We start from the raw sequence: 26,379 nt of genomic DNA on the forward strand, positions 1-26,379 counted from the left end.
TACTCAATGGATAGACTAAAGTATTATGCTAAATTATAAAATTATCAGAAGAAAAAAATACATGTTGTACATATATTTTTTAACGTTTATTTTACAAATTAGTTGCATAAGCTCTAAAAAAAACTCAATTCAGAACAATAGTCATCTCATTTATCAAGATAATTTTGACAAAGGTTTAGGGAATTGGTTTTTGGAATATTCGCATGGAAAAATTTTTATTAATGATTCTAAAAAATTAGAAATAGATGTTAACGAAGGTGCCTCAATATGGTATAAAGAAAAACTTACTGGTAATTATACAATAGAATATGAAGCTACAGTGATTCAACATGATATTAAAAAAGACCGTGTAAGTGATTTAAATTGTTTTTGGAAGGCTAAAGACCCAAATAACCCTGAAAATCTTTTTAGCAAAGCTAGAAATGGTAATTTCAATGAATATAACAGCCTTGAGTTATATTACGCTGGAATTGGTGTTCATAATAATACAAGGACAAGATTTAGAAGATATGATGGTACAGGCAATAAACCTTTATTACCTGAACACGACCTTTATGATGAAATATATTTACTTAAACCTAATGAAATTAATGATATCAAAATAATAGTTAGAGATAATAGAGTGAAATTTTACAGGAACGAAAGGCTTATATACGATTTTTTAGACAAAAACCCAATAAAGGATGGGTGGTTTGCTTTTAGAACCTATAAGAGCCATTTAGAAATAGACAATTTTAAGATATATAAAAGACACTATCCCGTAAAGAGTGTTTTACTTTTGGATGTAAATTGGTTGGTAATTTTATTTCTAGTTTTTACTTATCCTAAGTACCATTACATCATGTGCATCAATTTTTGTACTTATATACTTTCCTTCTTTTTTAATATTTTTATGAAGCCATAAATCCCTTACTAAAATCATTTCTTCTTCATCCACTCCCAAATCTTCCCATTTTAGCATTAAATCTTGTGCAAAATCTGCTCTATTTAAAATACATACTGCCATTTCCTTATTTAACAAAGGCTTTAAGAATATTTCAATGCCGTTTTCATCATATATTTTCTCTGCTTGTTTGCAAAGTTTATCTTGATTAATATCAATCAATTCTTTGTTTGTTATTATCTCAAGAATTTCATCGGGAATATTTCTCACATCACTACCCAACATCAATGGCGCAGTAAGTATACACCATAATGAAAAATGCGATCTATTTTCAGACAAAGTTAACTTTCCATTTCCTACTTCAAGCATGTCAGGATCGTTAAATGAGTCTGGTCCTGATAAAGTTGCTAAACCTTCTTGACTATCTAAAATTTGCATAATTTTACCCCAAGTAGGATTAATATCATTAGTTGTTCTCCACATTGTCCCTAATTCAGGAGCCCAATGAAATAATTCTTTTCTATTCTGAGGTGTTATTTTTATTTGCTTTCTATATGAACGCGCATTAGGAATTTGGCCACTAACCCAACCTTTTTCGCAAATTGCATATACTATAGAACTATCGATATCTGAAAGCGCATTGTGCATGGCTTTTAACCTTTTTAAAATTAACTCTCCTGAGTTTGACTTTTCTTTATTTCTTGCTGGGCAATAATCATACTTCACAAACTTAACCCCCCAATCGGAAAACTGTTTTGCATGTATCCTTTCTAATCCTAAACTACCAGGGTATCCTCCACATGTTAATTTATTCGGACTTGAATATATACCTAACTCAAACCCTAGTGCATTAACGTAGTCAACTAATGACTCTATGCCATTAGGAAATTTTTTTTCATCCGCTAACAAAAGACTATCTTTTCCTAGAGATTTTGACTGCCATCCATCATCAATTACGATATATCGATAGCCACAATCGATTAATTTTTGCTTTTTCATCGCATCAGCAGTCTCCTTAATAAGATTCTCTGATACATTAAAACGAAATTTATTCCAAGAATTCCAGCCCATTGGAGGCGTCACTTGACCATTTGATTTTAAAGTAACCACACATAAAACGATAATTAGAATTGAACACCTAATCTTTTTTTTCATTGTAATAATTTTTAATTTATACTAGAAATTATATTTACTTAAATAAGAACCATAATTATTAAGTTTAAGACTTATTCTAATTATAAACTTTTGTGTTCTCTCGAATAATAAAATTGAGCAAAACCCAAAAATATTATAAAAGATAATTAATACTGAAAGTTAACAATGCGAGTATTAATAATGGATGAACTATTCTAAAATAATTTTGAAAACATTTGCATAATCATTGAGTTCAACTTCAGGTACTATAAAATATGTTGAACTATCAGTTACTTCAACTTTAACATTCGAATTATTAGTTAATTCAACTACACTTTTTATTGGTGTAGCCGTTGGATACCTGTGAGGTGCTAGCTCTCGTATTTTTAAACGGCTACCCTTCTCTGGCTTTCCTAAAAACATTAAATAAATAATTTTTTCATCTTTGGATTGTGTAAACCTATAATCTTCAAAAGTATAGACATTGGTTGTCGTCATCCCTCCATGAGTACCCGCCTTTGGTACTGTAGGCCCTCCTCCGTGAATCAACCAAGGTTTGGTATTATAAATTGCTTCTCCATTTACTTTAAGCCATTCGCCAATTTCCTGTAATACTAGCTCCTGCTCCACAGGTATTGACCCGTCCGCTCTTGGTGAAATATTTAATAATAGTGTCCCATTTTTACTCACTATATCTATCAAGCTGTGTAAAACCATTGAAGTTGGTTTTATTTTAATATCATCAGTATAAGACCAAGATCCAAAATTAACAGTATCATCAGTCATCCATAGAGGCTTAAAAATTTCTGTATGACCGCCTTTTTCAATATCATTTATACCTACCGATAAAGGAAGGTCATGTTGCTTATATATTATTGCAACTTCTTGTTGCTTCTTTTGCGCCTCATTGAGATAATAAGCACAAAATTCCTTTCTATGTTTTTCCGGAATCAAATTAAGCCACGAATCAAAGTATATAACATCAGGAGAATACTCATCAATAACCTCCTTTAACTTTTCAAACCATATTTCATAGAATTTATCCTCATTAATATTTCCATACAATAAAGATAATTTAGGGTCTGTTGAAGATGTATGCCAATTTTTATCATAAATAAAATGGCTATCATAAGTTCCGTCATTGGGTGTTGTCGAATTTCTTTGAAGTAATCTGGCATGGTGGAAACTTGTAAAAAACTTTAAGCCTGCGTTATTGATTTCGGTTTTTAATAAACCTAAAATATCTTTCTTTGGCCCCATGTCATTTGCATTCCAAGGATTAACATTACTATTCCACATCGAAAATCCATCATGATGTTCTGCTACCAAACCTCCAAACCTTGCGCCGGCAGTCTTCATTAAATTTGCATATTTTTTAGCGTCAAATTTAGGGGCCTTAAAAAGAGGAATTAAATCATGATAACCGAATTCTGACTGATCTCCATAAGTGTTTTTATGAAATTCAAAAAGAAAACTATTTTTATCATACATGTACCTGGGATACCATTCTGTGTACTTTTCCGGAACAGTATAAACACCCCAGTGAAAATATATTCCAAACTTTCCGTCTCTTAACCAATCTGGTGTTTGTTGATGATTGGAAAGAGACTCCCAACTAGGCGAAAATGTCATGAAACTAGTATCTTCATTATTAGAGGTTTCATTTCTATGATTACAACTGAGCAAAGTACTGAAAAATAGAATCATTATAGAAAGCTTAATACATTTTTTGTTTTTTTTCATTTTTATGCGTTTTTATTACATTCATACATAGGGTAGGTTAAATCCCTTTGTGTTTAAATTTATTGTAAAGTTCCATTAAAAAAAGTTTTACTGATGTCAAAATGTTTCATAAACAGTTTATATTAGTTACGCATCACATTGAATAAAATCAATTCCTAGAATTTGACCGTTCTATTACGAAACCCAAATCAATACAACTATAAAAAGTATTCAAAACATGAATTACTTTAATTTTTATGAATGTTCGGTAGGTAAATAACCAAAATACTTTTTAAAACTATTTGAAAAATAAGAAGGTGAATTAAAGCCCACCATATAACCAATTTCAGAAATTGAATACCGTTTTTTTTCAATAAGTTTGATAGCTTGACCAAATCGAACTTTTTTAATGAAGTCTGTTGCAGACTCTCCTGTAATTGCCTTTAACTTCAAATGCAAATTTGATCGACTCATTCCAATTTCTTTGGCAAAAATTTCTACAGAAAAATTTGCATTACTAATGTTTTTTTCGACGATTGTTTTTGCATTACTCAAAAACTCCTTATCCAAATCACTAAAAGCAACTTCTTCAGGATGTATTTCTAGTGATTGTGAATAGAAATCCTTTAATCGTTTTCTTGATTTAATAACGTTTTTAACTTTTGCCTCAAGAAGAGATAGAGAAAATGGTTTTGCTATATAATCATCAGCCCCAGAATTAATTCCTTCAAGTTGATTTTCAATGCTAGTCTTGGCAGTTAACAATATAATAGGTATATGTGCGGTCTTTATATTCTGTTTAACTTTTTTGCAAAAATTGACACCATCCATTTTTGGCATCATAATATCAGATATGACTAGACTAGGATTTATTTTTTTAAGCATATCATAGGCCTCTAAACCATCAGGAGCAGTGTAGACAACGTATTTCTTTGAAAAATTCCTGAAAAGATAATTAGAAATATCCATATTGTCCTCAACAATTAAAATTGTGTCAACCTTTTCCTTTAGATTTTCAATGGCATGATTGTCTCTGATACTTTCCTCCAAATGATCACTGATTTTGAGTTGTTTATTCATTTTATTAGACTTATCACCAGATACTTCTTCAGTTGAATATGATTCATTATTCAAGGGTAAACTAATTATAAATTTGGTACCAACTCCCTCAATACTCTCAACTTTTATTTCTCCCTGATGTAATTTTACCAACCTTTTTGAAAGAGCTAATCCTATTCCTGTTCCAGAATCTTTATCATTAGAGTTCGTACTATAATATCTTTCAAAAATCAGCTCTAATTGTTCCTCTGCTATTCCTTCTCCAGAATCTTCAATCTCAATTATTACCCTAGCTTTTTCTCTAAGAACATTTACACTAACAGAGCCACCAAATGGTGTAAATTTTAATGAATTAGACAATAAATTATACATAATTTTTTCAATGACATCAGGATCAAAATACATTTCTATTGTTTTCTCATTTGAATTGAAAGAGTATATAATATTATTCTTAGATGCCAAAGAAGCAAATGACAGATAAATATCATTTATTACACTTACTATTTCCCCTTTCGAAGCATTTAGTTTCATTTTATTTGTTTCTAATTTCCTAAACTCTAATAGTTGGTTGATTAAACGAAGTAATCTTTTAGCATTTTTTTCTACAAGAATAATTTGGTCTCTTAACCATTCATCCGAAATATTCTTTTCTAAAACTTTTTCCAAAGGTGCCAATATTAGAGTTAATGGCGTTCTAAACTCATGAGTTATATTTGTAAAAAATTGTATTTTCATTTGATTAACTTGAGCCAACTTTAACTTTTCTGATCTTATCTTTTTAAGATCATTAATTGTTTTTATTCTATCCGTAATAATTTTATATAGAAAAATAATCGTTAATATTAGTAGAACTATATAAATGCATAAGGCCCAAATTGTTAGCCACCAAGGCCTTAAAACTAAAATATTTAAGCTTTTGATTGATTGACCATAGTTAGAATCTGAGTCAAGTGCTATGACTCTAAATTTATATTCTCCTGGGGAAATATTTGAGTATGTAGCTTGATTATTTTCAGAACATATCCAATCCTCATCATAGTTTTCCATTTTCCAGCAATACCTAACTTTATTATTATAAGAATAGTTCATAGCGGAAAATTCAAGAGTTATAGAATTTTGTTCACTTTTTAATATTAGATTTTCAGTAAAGTTTATATGGTGCTCTAAAATATTACTGATGTCATCTGGTAATATTTTCTCATTATTGACCTTGAGAGCATTCAAATTCACTTTTGAATTAAATGCAGTATCATGAATTTCGTTTGGTTTAAAATAGGTAATACCTTTTGTTCCTCCAAAAACAAAAGTACTATCTCTAAGCATTGCATAAGAAGAAACCATGAACTGGTGGTTTTGCACACCGTCTGCTTTGGTATATTTCTTAAACTTATTTGTTTTTAAATCAAGATGAGAGATTCCTGAATTTGTGCTTATCCATAATCTTCCACTGTTATCTTCTAAAATACCCTGAACAACGTTGTTAGAGAGTCCATCTTTAGTAGTATATTGAACAAAGTTTTGCTGAAGTTCGTTAAAAACATTTAATCCCCCATTAGTTCCAACCCACAACCTTCCTTTACTATCTTCAAATATACAAGTTATGTAGTTCTCAGTTAATGAATTTTTATTTCCTGAGATCTTTTTGTAGGACTCAAAAGTATCTTTATCTGGATAATATACATTAAGTCCATCATAGGTTCCAACCCATATTCTATTTAATGAATCTTCAAATAAAAAAGATATATTTTTTGATGTTAAACGATTCCCTTCAAGTCCTTCATCAATACGCTTTAAACTCTCATCTGAAAGTTTAAAAATGTAAAGCCCATTTTCTGTACCTAGCCATATCTGAGATTTTCTATCCATTAATATAGAATAGATTCCATTATTCTTAAAATTTCCTTTTGAATCCTCTATTCTGAATATTTTACTCTTGTTTGTCTTAGGGTCATAATAATTTAGACCGTTATCATGAGTACCTACAAGCAGTTTTCCATCTTCAAGGGCTAAAATAGATTTTATATTATTTGAGCTAAGCGAACTGTTGTTTCCTTCTTCAGAAGAAAAAAAAGTAATCTTATTGTCTTCCCTGTCCCATAAATTTAACCCCTTATCGTTTGTTCCTATCCAAACAGTGCCGTCTTTATTTTCAGTAATAACACTTACTACATTGTCACTTAAAGATAGTTCTCCACCATTTTGGTCTATTAAATTAAACTTTATATTATTTGGGTGATAGTAACTAATACCTGCATAATATGTTCCCAACCACATACCACCATCATTATCTTTATATATATTCCTAACAGAATTCTGACCTAAGGCATATATTTTTGTATTATCTTGATAATAATTATCATAAATATCTCTAAGCGGATCGTAAATACTTAACCCTATGAACGTACCTACCCATAGTTTCCCATCATTATCATAGGAAATAGAACGTACATTATCATTACATAATGAATTTGGATTAGCTATGTTATGCTTTCTTATTTTCTTTAGCTTAAAATCAGCATCAAGTTCCACAAGTCCATCCCCATCTGTGCCAACCCAAAAGCCACCTTCTTTTCTTTTACTTATAACTCTTATTCCTTTTTTTATACCGGGAAGTACAATTTCCGTTAAGATATACCTCTCACAGTCAAAATTAAATAAGCCCACATCTGTGGCTAAAATCAAATTATTCTCAAATGCAATTACATCCTGAATTATTTCAATATTAACACCTTTCGGTGCTAAAATTGTTATAGATTCAAAACTATCACTTTCATTATCAAACTTGTATAGGCTTCCTTCAAAAGTACTAATCCATAAACCTGCATTACCATCTTGTTCGATGTCCGAAACAAATCTTACACTATTACCTTTTACTAATTGAAAATTATCAAATCTATCTTTTTTAGAATCATATCTACTCACTCCCTTATTACCTCCAATCCACAACACCCCAAAACTATCTATATATACCTTTCGCAACGGGTTTGAAAGCAATGAGTTCGGATTTTCCTTGTCATTTCTGTAAACCGTAAATTGAGAGCCATCATACTTATTAAGGCCATCGTTGGTGGCAAACCACATATAACCCAAAGTATCTTGAGTTATTGAAAACACAGTACTTTGAGACAACCCTTCTTCATTTGAAATTTTTTCAAAAAGTATATTTCCTTGATCTAAGTAATTTTGAGAAAGACCATTGTAATAATTAAGCATTACTAAAAAAAGAAAAAATACTTTAAAAGAAATAAACTGTTTAATATCAATCCTTGATATATCCAAATAGTGCTTAAATTTCATTCATCTTAAATTTAGAACAAGAAAATTAGTGGTTTTTATTACGGACTAACTTTCAAACTTTGTTGTGATTATATTATTTTAAGTTGCTAATATATTTTATAAAACAGAAATCATATTAATTTGGCGATTTTATTAACAAACATCTGCAATCACTTAACACGTAAAAATAATTCTATAGTTTAAAAACTTGCTCTAACGGAATCCATTTTTCGCCATCTTTGGCCCAGGGTAATTCTTGTTGGTAGTTCCACATTAGGTTTTCCCATTCTTGAACTTTTGGGTTGTTCGCATCCATTTCCGCTTTTTTAACAGGATCAAACGTGTCATCAACTTCCATAATCATAAACATGCGGTTTCCTGTTAAATAAATTTCCATATCTACAATACCAGCATCTTTAATACTTTTAGTGATTTCTGGCCATGCGTTTCCAGCAGCATGGTATTCTTTATATTCAGCGATTAGTTTAGAGTCATCTTTTAAATCGCATGCGTAACAATAGCGTTTTGTTGTCATGAGTTTTTAAGGTTTCGTTTGTAGCTAGTGAACCCGTAAAAGGCCACAACAGCTAAGCAAATTAATGGTAAAATAAAAGAGAAATTTACTTCAGGAATAAAGCCTAGAACTTGAACATCAGCAAAACCACTTCCTCCCCAGTCAAGTATACTGCCTTGGAGTACAGGCATTAAAGCACCACCAACAATAGCCATTACTAGACCCGCTGAACCAATTTTTGCTTCATCTCCCATATCTTTCAGTGCTATACCGTAAATGGTTGGGAACATAATAGACATAAAAACTGAAATAGCTACCAGTGATATTAAGCCAGCTAATCCTGATAATAATATTGTTCCTGCACACATAATAACGCCACCAATTCCAAATAACATAAGCAATCGTGAAGGATTAACTTTTTTCATTAATGCGGTACCAATCCAACGTCCTGTTAAAAAAGATATCATTGCAGCAACATTAAAATAAGTAGCGGTATAATCTGTACCATGAGTTTCGTTAATATTGTCTACATACTGAAAGATGTATGTCCAACACATGATTTGAGCGCCTACATAGAACGCTTGTGCAATAACACCAAAAATGTAGTTTTTATTAACTTTTAATTTTTTGAACGATTCAGATAATGACATTTTATCTTCATCTGCCGTTTTAGGCATTTTAGTAGCGATAATAATACCCATGATTACTAAAACTAAAACACCAAGTGCAATGTATGGGACACTAATAATGCCAAGGTCGTTTTCTCGAACAGCGGCTAATTCTTCTGACGATAAGGCTTTATAAGCTTCTTCTGTGTAGTCATCAGAGCGTAGTGCACCAATTACAAAAACTTGTGCTATTATCATTCCTGTAAGTGAGCCAATAGGGTTGAAAGCTTGAGCTAAGTTTAGGCGTTGTGTTGCTGTTTCTTTATCGCCTAAAGCAAGTATTAACGGATTTGAGGTTGTTTCTAAAAATGCCAAACCACAGGTAATTACCCATAATGAAATTAAGAAAAAGTTAAACTCTTCATTAGCTGCAGCTGGGTAGAACAAAAAGGCCCCTAAAGCATAGAATGAAAGCCCCAGAATTATTCCAGATTTATAACTGTATTTTCTAATAAACAAAGCTGCTGGTAAGGCCATAAAGAAGTAACCGAAATAAAATGCAAATTGTACTAATGACGCTTGAACATTTGATAATTCTGGCATTACTTTTTTAAAGGCAGAAACCATAGGGTTGGTTAAATCGTTTGCGATACCCCAAAGGGCGAATAAAGAAGTAATTATTATAAAAGGAAACAAAAGTTCTTTTCTAACTACTGGTATATTTTTTGTTTTACTCATAAATTTTAGGTTTAAGTTAGTAGGTTGCAATGCACAATGTGAACAAAATAAAAATTAAGTTACTTGTGTTTTATTGCATAACAAATGATTTATTCTGTTAATAGAGATCGGTCTAAATGTACATAACCACCATCAACAGTTATAAATTGACCAGTTGTATGCGATGAACGTTCTGAAATGGCAAATAGGCATTGGTCTGCAATCTCTTCTGGTGTTGTCATTCGGTTTTCTAAAGGAATTTTCTTGACAATAGATTCTAGTTTTTCTTCGCCGTTTTCTAAGGTTTTAATCCATTGATCATATGCAGGGGTCCAACTTTCTGCTATAATAATAGCGTTTGAACGAATACCATCTTTTATTAAATCAACGGCCCATTCTCGGGTTAACCCTAGTACACCTCCTTTAGATGCTGCGTAGCCCGATGTACCTCCTTGACCGGTTAATGCCACTTTTGAACCTATATTCAAAATGTTTCCTTTTACCTTTTTAATCATTGGTAAACAGAACTTTGTCATGGCAAAAAAGCTAACCATATTGAGTTTTAGGGAGTACATAAAATCATCCATTGAAGCATCAAGTCCGGCACCATCATTAACACCAACATTATTAATTAAAGCATCAACACGACCGTATTTTTCTTCAATAGTTTTGGCGGCGCGTTCTATTTGTTTGTAATCAGATAAATCGGTTTGAACGAAAATTGAATCAATACCTTGGTTTTGTAAAGCTTCAGCGTACCCAAAACCTCTGGCATTTCTGTCTACAATAACAGGAATTGCGCCTTCATTGGCTAACGACTGTACTATAGTTTCTCCAATACTACCTTTTATTCCGGCAGCTCCTGTTACAACTACTATTTTATTTTTTAGACCTAAATCCATATTCTTTATTTTATTGTTTTAAATTGTAAAATTCCACAGCATTTTTACCCATAATTGCTTCATGTTCTGAAGACGATAATGGTGCGATAAAATTGGTTACTAATTGTTTTACTTTTGAATAATTTCCTGCTACCAAACACACGGGCCAATCTGAACCAAATAGAATTCTTTTTGGACCAAAGGCTTGTAAAACGACATCCATATACGGATAAATTTGTTCTGGTGTCCAACTGTTGAAATCGGCTTCAGTAATCATACCAGATAACTTGCAGTATACATTTTCATGTTTAGCAATTTCCTTAATAAGGACTGCCCATCCCTCATAAAAACCATCTTTTATGTATGGTTTTGCAATATGATCGATAACAAATTTTTGATTTGGAAAGCTTTTTACAAATTCGAGTACTGCACCCAATTGATACGGAAACACCAAGATGTCATAAGTGAAATTGTGTTTTTCTAGATGAGCAATACCATTTTTAAAATTTTGTCTCAGCAAGAAATTATGATCTGGTTCGCCTTGAACAACATGACGGAAACCTTTTATAATATCAAATTGTTTGTATTGTTCTAAAACTGATTCAATGGTTGTTTCGTCTCTAAAATCAACCCAGCCTACAACTCCTTTTATAAAGTTGTTTTTTGCAGCCAATTCAATTAAGAAATTAGTTTCGGCAAGCGTTTGATCGGCTTGAACAGCTATACAACCATCAATTTTATTTTCGGTATATACGCGTTGTAAATCTTGAGGTAAAAAGTCACGACGGATAGTCTTCATAGAATCATCTATCCAGTCGTGTTTTTTAGGCTCGTAATTCCAAAAATGCTGATGTGAATCTATTACCATCATAAAATTTTATTTACTAAAATCTTGTAAGGCCGCTTGCATGCCGTTATTCACAATGTTTTCTAAGTTGGTGGTTACAGTTTCTAGTAAACCTTCAAATTGTGTTAAATCAACACCCCAGAAATCTTGGTTTTGAAGTGTTGCTTTTGCCACATCAGCGATATTTCCTGCTGCCCATTGTGTTTTAAAGAAATCTAAAGCCGATTGGTCATCTTTTAATGGGATGGCTTCTCCGTTGCGCTCGCCTTTATAAAATGCGATTAAAGCAGCTAAAGAAAATAATAAGCGTTGTGGTAATTCGCCTTTTCTTTTGATGTATTCTAAAACTGATGGTAGAACTCTGGTTTTATATTTTGAAGTCGAATTCAAAGATATACTAATTAACGCGTGTTCTAAATACGGGTTTCTAAACCGATCAATAACATCATTAGCAAATTGATTCAATTCGTCTTCTGGTAAATCTAAAGTTGGGCAGATTTCATTGAAAATAGCATCTCTTAAAAAACCACCTACAACCTCGTCTTCTAATGATTCACGAACACGATCAATACCATATAAATACCCAACAGGTACTAAGCTAGTATGTGCACCATTTAGAATTCGTACTTTTCTGGTTCTATAAGGCTCCATATTATCTGTGAAAACAATATTGAGTCCGCAAGCTTCAGCAGGTAGTTCTTCTTTTACAGCTTCTGGCCCTTCAATAACCCATAAGTGAAATTGTTCGCCTTCAACTACTAAATTGTCTTTATAGCCAAGTTCTTTGGTAATGGCATCCATTTTATCTCTTGGGTAGCCTGGTACAATTCTGTCAACAAGGGTATTGCAGAAAATATTATCATCGTTAATCCATTCTACAAAATCAGCACCTAAATTCCAATCTTCAGCATATTGAAGAATGATTTTTTTAAGATTATCGCCATTGCGGTCAATTAATTCACATGGAATAACGATAAGGCCTTTGTCTGAAGCAGCACCAAAAGTTTGGAATCTTTTATATAATAATGCAGTTAATTTTCCAGGGAAACTGCTTTGAGGCGCATCCTCTAATTTATCATTAGCGTTATAGGCTATGCCAGCTTCTGTAGTATTAGAAATAACAAAACGTAAATCTGGATTTTCAGCATTTGCTAAGTAATCAGCATAGTTTTCATAAGGATTAATACCTCTTTGTATGCAATCTATAATCTCATGTTCGCTGATGGCTTTGCCATTTTTAATGCCGTTAAGATATAATGTATATAAACCGTCTTGGTCATTCAACATCTTGATTAAGCCTTGGTCAATTGGCTGAACTGCCACTACACCAGCATCAAAATGAGCTTGTTTATTCATTTCATGAATCATCCAGTCCGCAAAAGCTCTTAAAAAATTGCCTTCGCCAAATTGTATAATACGTTCGGTGTATGTTTTAACGTTTGCGGTTTTTCTATTTAAGTTATTCATAGTTTTATGTTATAATGAAACTCCTCGTTTCCAAGGAATAAAATCGTTGTTTCCGTGAAGCACTGCTTTTGATGCAACTTCGCCACTAGCAACTTTTATGATGTGATCTAATATTTTTTCGCCCATTGAAGCAATGGTGTCTTCGCCTGTAATTACTGTACCCGCATTAATGTCGATAATATCATTCATACGTTGGTACAAATTAGTGTTACTTGACATTTTTAAAACAGGGGCAACAGGGTTTCCCGTTGGCGTACCAAGACCAGTTGTAAATACCACAACATTACAGCCAGAACCCACTAATCCGGTGGTAGATTCAACATCATTACCAGGCGTGCAAAGTAAATTTAAGCCTGGTTTTGTAACTTGTTCTGTATAGTCTAAAACTTCAACTACAGGCGATGTTCCGCCTTTTTTGGCCGCGCCAGCCGATTTCATAGCATCGGTAATTAAGCCATCTTTTATGTTTCCAGGAGATGGGTTGTTTTCAAACCCTGAACCAACGGCTACAGCAGCTTCTGAATACGCACGCATTAATTTTGAAAACTTTTTGGCATCTTCGGTAGTTTCGCATCGGTTAATTAGTTCTTGCTCAACACCGTTTAATTCTGGAAATTCTGATAATACCGGACTTCCGCCAAGTGCTACCAATAAATCGGAAGCATAACCTAGAGCTGGGTTAGCTGAAATCCCTGAAAAGCCATCAGATCCACCACATTCTAAACCAAGTACGAGTTTGCTTAAAGGCGCAGGTTGCCTTTCTATTTTATTGGCTTCAGTAAGACCAATAAACGTGTGTTTAACGGCTTCTTCTATAAGATGTCTTTCACTTTCGCTTTTTTGCTGTTCTAAATAATGAACAGGTTTATCGCAGTTAGGATCGATAGCATCAATGGCTTTTTGAAGCATTTCTATTTGCGCATTTTGGCAACCCAAACTAAAAACTGTTGCACCAGCAACATTAGGGTTAGTAATATAACCAGCAAGAAGCTTGCAAAGCACTTCAGAATCTTGACGTATACCACCACATCCGCCATCGTGTTTTAAAAATTTTATACCATCAACATTGGGGAAGATGCGATTTTTTGTCATCTCCTCTTTAGTTGTTATAATTGGTGTATTGAAAATGTCTTCGGCACTAGCGCCAGATTTATACTTACGAATTAAAGCATCGGTGTCAACTGCAAAATCTTTTTTGGTTTCATAACCGAGCTTTTCAGAAAGTGCGCCTTCTAAAACATCTAGGTTTCTATTTTCACAGAATGTTAAAGGAATAACTAACCAATAATTAGCTGTACCTACTTTGCCATCTTTTCTATGAAATCCATTAAATGTTCTACCTTCAAAATTTGAAGCGTCAGGAGCTGTCCACGTGAATTTTTCTTTAGAATCATTAAATTCTGCCGAAGCATGTTTTACATTGTCAATAGTAATGGCGCAACCTTCTTTTATGGGTTTAGTGGCTTTTCCTATTAATACACCATACATGTAAATCTCGTCGCCAACATTAAAGTCGTTAAGCGCAAATTTGTGTTTTTGCTTAATGTTTTCTTTTAAAGTAATTTCTTTGCCGGCGACTTTTGTTACTTTTCCTTTTTCTAATGGATTTATGGCAACAATAACATTGTCTCTTGGGTCTATTTGAACGTAATTTTTAGACATCTTTATTTTTAGTTAAAACTTACTGTTGCTTTAATAACGCCTGTTTCTGGTTTTAACCAGCTATCAAAATGTTCTATCATTTTCGTAAACGGTACTTGATGCGTGATGAACGAATCTGTAGGGAATTGATTTAAAACACTAATAACATGCTCAAAATCTTCGGTTGTTGCATTCCTGCTACACATTAAAGTCATTTCTTTGGCATGTACTTTGGGATGTGTATAAGTTAATTCGCCTTTAGATAAACCAACAAGAATAAAACGACCACCATGCGACATATAATCAGGACAAGCCTCTAAAGCATATTTGTTTCCGGAGGCATCAAAAACAGCAGTGCATAAATCGCCATTAGTGATTTCTGAAATTTCATTAACCGCATGTTCTCCGGCTTTTACAATATAATCTACACCAATTTTTTCTTTGGCATATTCTAAGCGTTGCTCATTCATATCGATGGCTACTACTTTTGCACCAGCAATTTGCGCTAATTTCATGATTCCAATCCCAATTGGACCACAACCCACAACAGCTACAGTTTCCCCTTTTTGAATATTGGCTCTTCTCACTGCATGGGCTCCAATAGCAAGAGGCTCTACAATAGCCATTTCATTGTTAGATAAGTTGTTGGCCGGTAAAAGTATGTCTGCAGGTACGGTAATTTGTTCCTGCATTCCGCCATCGGCATGAACACCTAAAACTTTAATATTGGTGCAGCAATTTGTTTTTCCGTTTCGGCATGCAATACATTCTCCGCAGCTAACATAAGGCATAACAACAACTTTGTCGCCTGCTTTTATACCGCGTTCATTTTCTCCAATTTCTAATACTTCAGAAGCTAATTCATGCCCTAATATTCTAGGGTAGGTAAAGAATGCTTGGTTTCCGCCATAAGCATGTAAATCGGTACCACAAATACCAACGCTGTTTATTTGTAATAAAGCTTCGCCTTCTTTTCGTACAGGAGCCTCCTTTTCTTTCAATTGAAATTCTCCTGGTTTTTCGCAAACAATGTATTTCATATTGTTATTTTTCATGTAAACATTTGTCATATTAAGTAGTGGCTACTACATGAAGGGCTTGTCACAACTGTACAGCCCATGTATATGCATGATTTCCTCTTGGCTTAGTATTACTGACATCTATTTCTAACCCATTTTGTGTTTGATTCCAGTTAGTTTTAGCATTGTTCCCTAGCATACTAACAGATTTTATTTTTTCCTTTAAATATTTCGAATTTAGTCCCATAGACTCTATTATTAACTTATCTTTTGGCCAACCTAGAGTGTGTACATAAACTATTTTTCCGTCCTTTGAAGATGTAAAGCGAATATCATTTCCTGTGAATTCAACTGGTTTTTTTTCATATTCGTCCATCCCTCTTCCCTTATCATAAAGATTAGGACCTTCGCCATGTATTTTCCAAGGTCTGGTCTTATAAATCCCTTGTCCGTTTATTTTTAAAAAATCTCCTATAGCATAAAGTATTTTTTTTTGGTCGTCAGGTATTGTACCATCTGCTTTAGGGCAGGCATTTAATAATAACACACCATTCTTACTAACGATATCAATTAATTCGTGGATCAATTCTCTTTCGGGTTTTAATTCTATATCTGGAACCCATATCCATGTATATCGAGCAAGAGCATCGTCAGTTTGCCACAACCTATCCGACGAGTTTGCTTGCTTACTCCTCTCCACATCAAGCACACCAACCCCAGAAGGCAAATCGTCATTTTTTCTAGTAATAATAACATCTTTTTTCCATTCAGCTTCTTTATTATAATAGTACTGAGCCATACGAATTTTATATTCATCTGGAATATTCTTTAATTTAAAATCGAACCATAATTGATCAGGTTTAAATTCATCTATAACTTCTTTCATCTTCAAAAACCAGTTTTCATATGCTATTTTGGAACCTTCTTGTCCATAAAGATCTGCATATTCTGGATCCCCTGTATCTAAACTATCCTGCTTCACAAAAAAACCACTAACGTTATATGAGTGGTGGAATGATGTAACTACTTTCATATCTCGTTTTCTAATAGCTTTAACTAATTCTCCTGCAATATCTCTTTTTGGTCCCATGTCAACAGCATTCCATCTGTTAACTTTGCTACCCCACATGGAAAAGCCATCATGATGCTCTGCTACAGGTCCAGCGAATTTAGCTCCAGCTTTCTTATATAATTCGGCCCATTCCTCAGCATCAAAATTTTCACATTTAAAAAGTGGTATAAAATCCTTATAACCAAAATCCTTAATCGGACCATAAGTCTTTCTATGGTAATCTTTCACCTTTTGATACTTCTCCTTTTCATAGGAATACATTTTACGAGGATACCACTCATTTTCAAATGCTGGAACACAATAAACCCCTAAATGGGCATAAATACCAAATTTGGCATCTTTAAACCATTCCGGTATGTTTTGTTTGGACAATGACTCCCAATTACTTTCAAACTGATGAAATGTATCATCCTTTTTATTGATATTATGTTTTTTACCACAAGCAAATACAAGTATCAAGGATATATATAGTGCTATTTTCTTCATGAAGCTTTGTTTGTTCAATTATACTTAGGTTATTACTTAAAACTTATTTCCCACTCAAAGTTCTTAGTTATTTTAGTTGTAACATTCGCAATTAAAAGGCTTCCTTTTAATTCAAATGGAATCTCTGATTTATTGAAAATAACTTTATCTACTTCCATTGCAGAAGGAACAACAATCCGAATTTCGTAATTATCATCTTCAATATTTTTGGTTTTTAGTAAGAAGGTTTTTGTTTTTTCATCCCAAATTTCTTCAACGACATCAACTATACCCTGAGTTATATGTCTAGAAGTTGATATTACTTGTGGATGTGATTTCTTTTTTCTAATTGAAAAAACCCTACAGCTAGCTTTTGGTATTTTCAACTTTAAATTCTCTTTTACTTCCTTGTAACTACCAGTCCAATACTCGTAAACATCATAATTTTCATCAGAGTCTAAACCTAGTTTCTCTAAATCTTTATTGAAACCTAGTTCAGTGTCATCTTCCCAATTAAAAACAGCTACTATTTTTTGGTCCAGGACAGGGTTATCCAATTCCCAAATCTTAGGAAAGAATTCTTCAAATAAATCCACCGGTCGGGCAGTTAATCCGTGAGAAGGAAGTGTCCGCTGTAAAAGATGGAGTCTTTCTGGATTCAGATCTGGCAACCACTCACTAAATACATTTAATTGTCCTGAAATTGAAACCCATGAACATATAACTTTTGAATGTTCAATAGGCATTTCATTTCTTACATATAACGGATCTGGATCATTGTACCAAACCTTCCCGTGTAAGAAATATCTATTTGTTCCATGCCAAGGTCCCATTTTTAAGTACTTCCACTCAGGTTTATTATCCGGACCAATTCTCATCGCGTCCATTAATCCAAAAGAAGCTCCAAAAACTCTCATGTTTTGAGAAGTATTACATCCCAGAATAAAAACATCTTTCCCTACTGTATCGCGAATCGTTTTAAGCCCAAGCCTATAGGACTCAATAGGTGTGATATTAGGATTTTCAACTATTTGTTCTCCCAAATGATCATTACCAATATATTCATTATTACCGTATTGATTTTTTGTTGATGTACCCATCCATAGTCCATCTATTTTAAAATACTTATATCCCCAATCATTAGCTAATCTATGAGATATATCACCAACGTATTTTAAAGTTTTTGGGTTTGTCAAATCAAAAGCTGCCCCCCCCCATTTAGCAACATAGGGTGTTCCGTCTTGGTTCTTGGAGAATAGATATTGCTTATCAGAAAAAAAATCGTCATCAAAAGTCCCTGCAAATGGCATCCACCAAATTCCTGGTGTAAGCCCCATATTTTTAATTTTTTCAGCAACAGGTTTCATTCCATTTGGGTATGGCCCATCTTCACGATGGTTTACAAATACCCTCCTTGGTCCATTTTTATACAAACCTCTTTGCCATTTATCATCAATTTGTATGAAATCAAAACCATAAGGCTTTAATTTTTTCTTTGCATCTTCTGATAGCTCAATAATTTTATTTTCATCTGAGGCTCTTCCATTAGGTCTGCTATACCATGTACAATATCCGTCTAATTGCGGGTTTAACTCAATTTCATAGTAATTGGCCACTATGTCTGCATAAGATTCTAGTCCTAATCTACAATCCTTAAAATAACCCAATGCAAGAACTTCCGTGTCAAAATTGCTATGTTCGAGAATATTTAAACGCCCATAATCAATACTTGCTCTAATATTGGTTGTTCCTTTATTAGAAAAATAGTGAATTATACCACTACCTTTATTAGATGAAATCCAACCACCGACAAAACCACTTCTCGTTTCAGGATTTGCTATGGATAAAAACATATAACTTCCTGCAGGAGATACTCTAGATGCTTCATTGATTTTATAAGGTTTTTTATGTAACTTTTTTCCAGAATTAGGTTGTTCATTAACTAAAGTTAATCCGCCTGTTCCCAAAACTCTTAATTTACTATCTTCAACCATAGGCAAAATTTTTGCATCACAAATATCAATCTTATCTACTTTCAACGGTCTTTTTGAAGAGTTAACCACTATTGTCTCTAAAAACGCAAATGGCACACCATCAATCAAACTGACCAATTTAATCTCACCATTTAATAAGTGTATTTCAATAGAGTTTGAAAAACCTAGATTTGAAATTTCATGACTTTTTATAGTTTTAGTTTTATCTTTAACAAAGCTTTTAAACTTCGTTTCAAAAAAAACATTCTCATCTAAGGTTGCTAAAGCAAGTTTACCATCAGTCTCGTCAAATGTTACATGAATAAAATCGCTACTAATTCTGTAAACTTTATTTTTATCATTCAAAGAATAACTATAAAAGAAGGTTTGACATAATAGAAGCAACAATAATGTTTTTTGTTTTATCATTTTCTGTTATTTTTAGCGTTTACATAACTGGTACCAATTGTCCCTTTAGGTTTATTCCCTCGTATTAATACCAATAATTCGTATAGTTCTTTTTCTTTTTCCAAATGTTCCTTAGAAGGGGATGAATTGTCATTTGGATTATTTGGATCATCAACTAGCAAATTATCTTGCTCGCCTGGATCACTTAATAAATTATAGAGCTGACGAGGGGTACCTCCTATTTTACCCCGAGCATTAATAATCATATTATTATTCGAGTCTGGAGTATGATTATTTCCTCCACCAGCAGTTCCATCTATAAGCTTCCATTCACCTTTATAATCCACAATAGCAAATTGCCCCTTACTTGAGTGTTGGATTATAGCTGGTCTCCTTTTTTCAGGCATTTTAGTCCCAGATAAAACTGGTAGAAAGCTTTCTGCATCTGGAGCCTTTGAATTATAGTCTAATTTAAATCCAAAGTAATCAGCCATTGTAGCGATAAAATCACCCTGTAAAAAAACATCTGAAGTAACGGTTTTGGGCTTTACAATTTCTGGCCAACGTATTATAAATGGCACTCGCGTACCTCCTTCCCAATTATCTCGCTTGATACCCTTGTATGGACCATTGGAGTCATGACCTACTTTTATACCTGTTCTATAGGCTGCGTTTTCTGGACCATTATCACTAGTAACAAATACTATAGTATTAGAAGCTAAACTTTTAGGATCATTTGGGTCTCCTAGTGCATCAATAATTTCACCTGCATAATAATCTGTTTGAACCAAATAATCACCATAATCAAAACCTGTGACCCCTTTAAATTTCTGTTGAATTGCATAAGGTTCATGAGGGGCAGGAATTGGTACATATATAAAAAACGGTTCTTCACTAGACTCATAGCACTTCATTAAATCTCTAACTTTTTGACTTTGAATTTGCAAATAGTCCTCTTGTGCAAAACTAGGGTCATAAACTCCAGGTCTTGACTTAAAAGGCATATTTCCTTCTTTCAAATCTTCATTGCTAGCAATTTTCGCTTCAGTAAAATAAACTTTATCATTGTTGACTACACCCCCTTTTATTAAAACATGTACTTTCTTATTATTAGATTCTACCCATGCATAGGGATACATATCTAATGATGCCGTTGTTCCATAGAAATACTCAAACCCATGATGAAAGGGGGTATCTGTAAGTGGTTTTGAGAAATCAATGGTGTTGTTTTCTAGTATTGTTGGTTTTGGATTAGTGGGTAATTTTACTGGCTTGCCTTCTTCATTATAAAATTGCATACCAATATGCCACTTCCCCACCATAGCCGTATGATATCCAAGCGATTTAAACATATTTGCAATAGTAAATTGATTCTTGGGCATAAAAGTTTTACTGTAGCCACCTAGAACTCCACTTTTTAAAGCTGTTCGCCATGCGTATCTACCAGTTAATAAAGCATATCTAGCTGGAGAGCAGACGGCATCAGCAGAATGACCGTTAGTAAAACGGATACCTTGCATAGCCAGTTTATCTAAATTTGGAGTTAGAGTTTGTTTTGAATTACTCAAATATTCCGAATTTACAGGTATCTCCAACCCCGTTGGATTATTAGCTCCTAAATCTCCATAACCTAAATCATCAAAATATAGAATAATCACATTTGGCCTAGATTTAGTTCCTATATTTTGACTAACTCCAAAAGCAGGTATCATTGCAATTAGTAAAATAAGTCTAATATATCTTAATTGAAAAATCATGTTAAAAATTTATTTTTTATTAAAGTCTAAAATAATTACATCCTTTGGGTTTATTTTTAAAGTAACAGTTTCCCCGTATCTCCACTCCTTTTTAAGACCAGTAATTTTTTCTTGCATTGGGGAACTTAAATCAAAAACTAATTGCCCATTGGTATTTGGTAACAGTCCAAATTTTCTGTCTAGCTTAAATGAATACGTTTTTGTTTCTAGGGTAGGATTATGTATTGACACGAAACCTTGATTTTCATTCCATCCTGTATAGCCATACACATTAGTATCTTTATCAATATTTATGTTTTTTAAGTTTACGTTTATTTCATCAAATGTATTTTCTCCTAATGGATTATACCCATGCATTCTAGATCTCTTAAAAGCTGGGTAGGCTTTGTATAACCATTTTAAACCATCAGCTATAACATCGTAATCACTTTTATCTAAACTTCTAACCTGTACATACAGCTCTACCATGGCCGTTCCCCTAGCCAGATTCATAAAAAAATAATTTCTGAAATCTTCAAAATTTGCATCATCAAAGCGGTCTCCTCCATCTTTTGCTGGCTCATGATTAAAGATAGAATTGATTGGTATTTGATTGCCATCAGTTTTAACAGTCTGGTAATAAATACCATCTCGGTAAACCATTTGAGCGTTTCTATCACTACCTCCTTGTGCACCATCTTGCTGGTTAACCAAACTAATAACATCTGTTGTCATTAACCACCATGGGCTTATAGTAGCACCATTATGATTAAGAATACGCACTTTAGGATTGAGTGCTATCATTTTCTCGTAAATTTTGATTAAACGCTCTGTACCTCGGGTAATATAATACCGCTTCATTTCATCAAATTTTTCATCATTCAGTCTTACATCATCTGCAACAATATCCTTAGGTAATAAATGAGTCATTACGGGGGTTCCTCTGTTAGGAACTACTTCAAAAAACCTAGCACCCATGTGGCCAAAAATCCCATCTAACTTGAAATAAACAGCCCCCATATCAACCATTCTGAGTAATGCCTCTTCTAACAATTCCATGTATTTTTCTCCTACCATTGACATAGACTTTGCTACCTTTCCTGTTCTACGATGAGGGCTTCCAACCAAAGTCTCCAAACCATTTTTTTCTAAAACATCTAGATTAGCGGTAGCTCCAAATAAACAAGCAGGACTTGCCCACAGCCCCATCTTTGAACCTTTTTTTTCAATTTCATCTTTTACAGTCTTCATATCTTCATCAAAAACCAATGTATTTACCCCGTACATACCTTTACTCCAATCTTCTAAAGGAGAACGATTTGGTCTTGAATTTTGCCAACCATCATCAACAACATAAACATCAATTGGCTTACAGCCTCTTTTAATTACTAGTTCATTATTTAGAGTTTCGAGCGACCCTAAGAATTTTTTTTGTGTGATTGAGGCAGAAAAATCAAACCAAGAATTATACTGAACATGTAAATCAAAAGGTATTAATCTAATCTCATCAATATATTTTAAGAATGAATCTTTAATATATTCTGAATCATCTCCCACTCCAAATACCGCTTTATAACTTGTATAAGTTTTATTTGGTTTGAGCTCAACAGCAGCTTGATAACCACAGTGTATGTCATTTTCATTTTCAATTCTGTTCCATGAGGCTGGAAATTCAACACCCCAAAAAGTAGCTGATCGCGATGTATATACAGGCTGCCCCAAATTAGGTAGAAACTTTGTTTTTGTCCACATAAGGTTTTTGGCTCGATAAGGCTCATAAGCATCTTTTAAAGAAATTGATTCAATATCCAAAACTTCAATAACGTATTCATCTTTAGATGTTATTTTTAAAAACTTATGCCCATAAAAATCATTTGGATCTAACGTGTAATATACCTTTACATTAATTTGATAGGTTTTATTTTGAAGTTCGGCAACAATTTCATTTTCTGTTCCAGTAAAATTTATTACTTCAAAATCTTTTGATTTTAGCGTAATATCTTTTGTAGGTTTTGATGCATCTTTTGAAATTCTCAATTCAAACTCATCAGCACTTTCCGGAAATATATGCTTACCCGCTATTTTATTGTAGATGCTAATCGTTTTAAGAACCCCGGAAACAACGCCTACTTTTCTTTGGATATAATTATTATCTAGTGCTATTTCATTTACTTTATCCATATATCTATCTGAGCCACTATAAGTGCTTGAATAAACTATATTAATTAGTAAAAGCATTATTACTAACAAAGGTTTATAAAATTGGTTTGATGTTTTTTTCATTTATTTAAAATTTAATTCTATTGTTTAATATTTGAATCATGTTTCAATCCTTGAGCATGATAGGGTAATTGATCAACTATTTTTGACTCCACAAGCTTACCCTGCAACACTTCTTTTAAAACAGACTCACCATCGTTTGATTTTAGTGTAAAATTGACTGTATTATCGGTATTAAACACCTTCATATTTGCCATCTTATTTGGATTTAACTCACTTGTTATAGTCCAATCTCCAATCAGGAATTCATCCTTAGACAATGTTTTGATTGGTTTTACATCTCCAACCTGAATTATAGACATTATTCTGATTTTCTCTACTTTCTCAGAAGAAGACACAAAGGCATGATTACCAATTTGTGGGTAAGGAGTACCTGGTTTTGCTCCTGCTCTTCCGTCTACATTAATAGCTGGAAATAAAGGTTTATCGTTAATACTTATCTCCATTGGCGAACTACTTTTAAAATCAACTCTTGCGTTTACATTCTTAACTTCTAAGCTGGATTCTCTCTTTTTTAAATCTTTTCTGGAATGTAACACCCAGTCCCATTGTACAGGGGTATCGGCCTCTAATTCATCATATACTAATATTATTGAAGGCCTAATGAACACAACATGCCTTCTAAAACGCTCTAAAAGACCTCGAGAAATATGTTCTTCAACTTTTAGTTTAGCTCTTGAAAACAGTTGAGTTTCACGCTCAAAAGGTTCGGCGTCATATGCATTAGAAGCATCTCCACATGCGTAACTTATAGTTTTGCCATCCAAAAATCTTGGAATCCACCCATAAGCTTCTGGGCTATAAGGTTGTCCTTTACCATTTATCAATATACTGTTATGGCCTCTTGTATGTTTGTAGGTAGTAGCATTATTCTTTGCGCCTCCATGCCTATGTCCAAAGGGGGCAAAAAGATAATCTCCTTTGTATATTACATTGAATGCATTATGACTAGCCAAATTATGGCCAAATGTACCGAAAGGACTGGATCTTAAGGCAACGTGCAAATCGTTTTTGGGGTTTAGTAAATCGCTGTGCATATTTACTATACCAATATCTTTAAACGCTCTAGATTGTGGCATTTTACCTAAACTATCAACAATACGACTATTTTTTAGTGGCTTTCCCTCAGTTTGCCTTGTCCAAGCAAACGTCTTAAACTTTTCTGGTTTATTAAGCTTTCCTTTATTTGAATTTGCTAGCCATCCTGCAACTGGAGAATTCAATTCTGCATCTAATATGTTTAGCCATAAACCTAATTTGTCTCCTATAGTCTTTGAATTTGAGCCATAACCATCACCAGAAAAACCATCCTCTACAGAACCTGGTGGTTGTCTGTATAAAAAATATAAAGGATGATTTCTATAGAAAGGGTAATCATAAAAATTATGGCCTGTATATGTATTAAAATAACATGGAACTTCTGTCCAAACATCAATATTTACAGCCACATATCCACCTCCAAACCACCCACCGTCTGTGTGACTTTGTTCAGGATCAATAGCTGTCCATATATCATATGCATAAGACAAGTACTTGTCTGCTTCAGGTATATCTCCTACTACAGTAATGGCACCGCGAACAAAAGCCCCTAAACTAATTTGCCAAGTATGGTTATCAATACATCTATTTTCTAGACGGTTAGTGTAGTACTGGTAATATATTTCTAATCTTTTCGATAGGTTTTCACGAATACTTTCTTTCTGACTATCTGACATATAGTTATACAAACAATCGTATAGATAGGTTATTGCATCCAAATACATAGCAAAATCAAAACCATCTGGAACCGGATTACCGTCATAAGTAAGGTTATTATTAGTTAAAATATCGAACTCTGTGACCCTCATTCCCCAACGTAGAGCTTCGTTAGCGTATTTAGCATCATTAGTGAGTAAATAAGACACACATAAACTCTTAATAGCATTCATCCATATGGGAGCTGTAATTTTTGATTTTATATGACCATCCGGGAATTTTTTAGGCTTAAAAACTCGTTTAGCATTTTTATAGAATTTACCTCCCCATTCTTTTTCAGGAAGAATCACACCAAAGTATTCTTCACTCTCTTTAAGCAATGCTTCAGTTATTCCGTTAGCCTTAAATGTATCTCGAACTGTTTCTAAACGCTCTTGTCGTATAACTACTCTTGGTCGTTTAACCTCTGATTTAACATTACGCACAAGTACATCCGAACTGGGTCTACTATCTAAACGAGAACTATCGGTTATTAAAAACGAAAAATTACCATTCCAAGCTTTTCCCTCTTCTCGATATCTCCAATACCATTTCCCTTTTTTCAATGGTTTTTTGCTAACATAAGAGGATGGATTGTGTCCTTTTACATTTTCATGTATTGAATAGAACATACTATCACTACTTAACTGAAACTCATAATTAATCAAAGGTTCTGTAAAGCCCCTACGCTTTGAAGGCCAAAAGTATGCCGGAGGGTTAATATCTGATTTTATATTATCTGGAAAAGCATTAGCGCGCCATAAGGGGTGAACTGCTTCTGCTGTTAAACGTATTTCCCCAGGCAAAACCTTATCTTTGTTCTGAGATTTACAACCTAATAAAAAAAGAAATAACACAAGTAAAAAATTAACCTGAAGAATCTTTTTTATTTTAATTAATCTTAAATAACTATTTGAAAAAATCATTATACTTCCTTAAACTT

General features: G+C 33.3%; 16 protein-coding genes. 1 reads left to right on the forward strand and 15 read right to left on the reverse strand.

The window, feature by feature from the left end; all coding sequences use genetic code 11:
- Window positions 1-61 precede the first annotated feature (61 nt).
- Entirely contained in the window at window positions 62-904 is an 843-nt protein-coding gene (locus FGF67_RS03350) for a DUF6250 domain-containing protein (RefSeq protein ID WP_233243991.1), read from the forward strand.
- Here the strand turns inward: FGF67_RS03350 and FGF67_RS03355 are convergent.
- From FGF67_RS03355 to FGF67_RS03425, 15 genes are all read right to left on the reverse strand, one after another.
- Window positions 809-2,038, reverse strand: a complete 1,230-nt coding sequence (locus FGF67_RS03355; RefSeq protein WP_139695060.1) for a glycoside hydrolase family 27 protein — start codon at window positions 2,036-2,038, stop codon at window positions 809-811. The genes FGF67_RS03350 and FGF67_RS03355 overlap by 96 nt on opposite strands.
- Before the next feature lie 189 nt (window positions 2,039-2,227).
- Window positions 2,228-3,760, reverse strand: coding sequence for an alpha-L-fucosidase (locus tag FGF67_RS03360; protein ID WP_139695061.1), 1,533 nt, complete (start codon window positions 3,758-3,760; stop codon window positions 2,228-2,230).
- 234 nt (window positions 3,761-3,994) lie between these two features.
- Window positions 3,995-8,095: a hybrid sensor histidine kinase/response regulator transcription factor gene (locus tag FGF67_RS03365; RefSeq protein WP_139695062.1), complete on the reverse strand. Its 4,101-nt coding sequence runs from the start codon at window positions 8,093-8,095 to the stop codon at window positions 3,995-3,997.
- A gap of 172 nt (window positions 8,096-8,267) precedes the next feature.
- Window positions 8,268-8,609, reverse strand: a complete 342-nt coding sequence (locus FGF67_RS03370) for an L-rhamnose mutarotase (protein ID WP_139695063.1) — start codon at window positions 8,607-8,609, stop codon at window positions 8,268-8,270.
- Window positions 8,606-9,934: an L-fucose:H+ symporter permease gene (gene fucP / locus FGF67_RS03375; RefSeq protein ID WP_139695064.1), complete on the reverse strand. Its 1,329-nt coding sequence runs from the start codon at window positions 9,932-9,934 to the stop codon at window positions 8,606-8,608. The genes FGF67_RS03370 and fucP overlap by 4 nt, the downstream gene beginning before the upstream one ends.
- Before the next feature lie 89 nt (window positions 9,935-10,023).
- A complete protein-coding gene (locus FGF67_RS03380; RefSeq protein WP_139695065.1) occupies window positions 10,024-10,815 on the reverse strand; it encodes an SDR family oxidoreductase in 792 nt (263 codons plus the stop codon).
- Window positions 10,816-10,825: 10 nt separating this feature from the next.
- Window positions 10,826-11,662, reverse strand: coding sequence for an amidohydrolase family protein (locus FGF67_RS03385; protein WP_139695258.1), 837 nt, complete (start codon window positions 11,660-11,662; stop codon window positions 10,826-10,828).
- A 9-nt stretch (window positions 11,663-11,671) separates the two neighbouring features.
- Window positions 11,672-13,108 (reverse strand): tagaturonate reductase, encoded by a 1,437-nt coding sequence (locus FGF67_RS03390; RefSeq protein ID WP_139695066.1) that lies wholly within the window; start codon window positions 13,106-13,108, stop codon window positions 11,672-11,674.
- A 9-nt stretch (window positions 13,109-13,117) separates the two neighbouring features.
- Window positions 13,118-14,770: a UxaA family hydrolase gene (locus tag FGF67_RS03395; protein ID WP_139695067.1), complete on the reverse strand. Its 1,653-nt coding sequence runs from the start codon at window positions 14,768-14,770 to the stop codon at window positions 13,118-13,120.
- An 8-nt stretch (window positions 14,771-14,778) separates the two neighbouring features.
- Complete coding sequence (locus FGF67_RS03400; protein WP_139695068.1) at window positions 14,779-15,789, reverse strand: zinc-binding alcohol dehydrogenase family protein; 1,011 nt, start codon at window positions 15,787-15,789, stop codon at window positions 14,779-14,781.
- Window positions 15,790-15,850: 61 nt separating this feature from the next.
- The gene (locus tag FGF67_RS03405; protein ID WP_139695069.1) at window positions 15,851-17,326 is read right to left on the reverse strand and encodes an alpha-L-fucosidase; all 1,476 of its coding nucleotides are present in this window, start codon (window positions 17,324-17,326) and stop codon (window positions 15,851-15,853) included.
- 32 nt (window positions 17,327-17,358) lie between these two features.
- On the reverse strand, window positions 17,359-19,707 hold the full coding sequence (locus FGF67_RS03410) for an alpha-galactosidase (protein ID WP_139695070.1): 2,349 nt from the start codon (window positions 19,705-19,707) through the stop codon (window positions 17,359-17,361).
- Window positions 19,704-21,443 (reverse strand): sulfatase family protein, encoded by a 1,740-nt coding sequence (locus FGF67_RS03415; protein WP_139695071.1) that lies wholly within the window; start codon window positions 21,441-21,443, stop codon window positions 19,704-19,706. Before FGF67_RS03415 ends, FGF67_RS03410 begins: the two co-directional genes overlap by 4 nt.
- Window positions 21,444-21,452: 9 nt before the next feature.
- Window positions 21,453-23,660, reverse strand: a complete 2,208-nt coding sequence (locus FGF67_RS03420; protein ID WP_233243992.1) for an alpha-amylase family protein — start codon at window positions 23,658-23,660, stop codon at window positions 21,453-21,455.
- A 62-nt stretch (window positions 23,661-23,722) separates the two neighbouring features.
- The gene (locus FGF67_RS03425) at window positions 23,723-26,242 is read right to left on the reverse strand and encodes a DUF4962 domain-containing protein (protein ID WP_158293171.1); all 2,520 of its coding nucleotides are present in this window, start codon (window positions 26,240-26,242) and stop codon (window positions 23,723-23,725) included.
- Window positions 26,243-26,379 lie beyond the last annotated feature (137 nt).

Source organism: Allotamlana fucoidanivorans (assembly GCF_006265225.1).
GTDB classification, from domain to species: domain Bacteria; phylum Bacteroidota; class Bacteroidia; order Flavobacteriales; family Flavobacteriaceae; genus Allotamlana; species Allotamlana fucoidanivorans.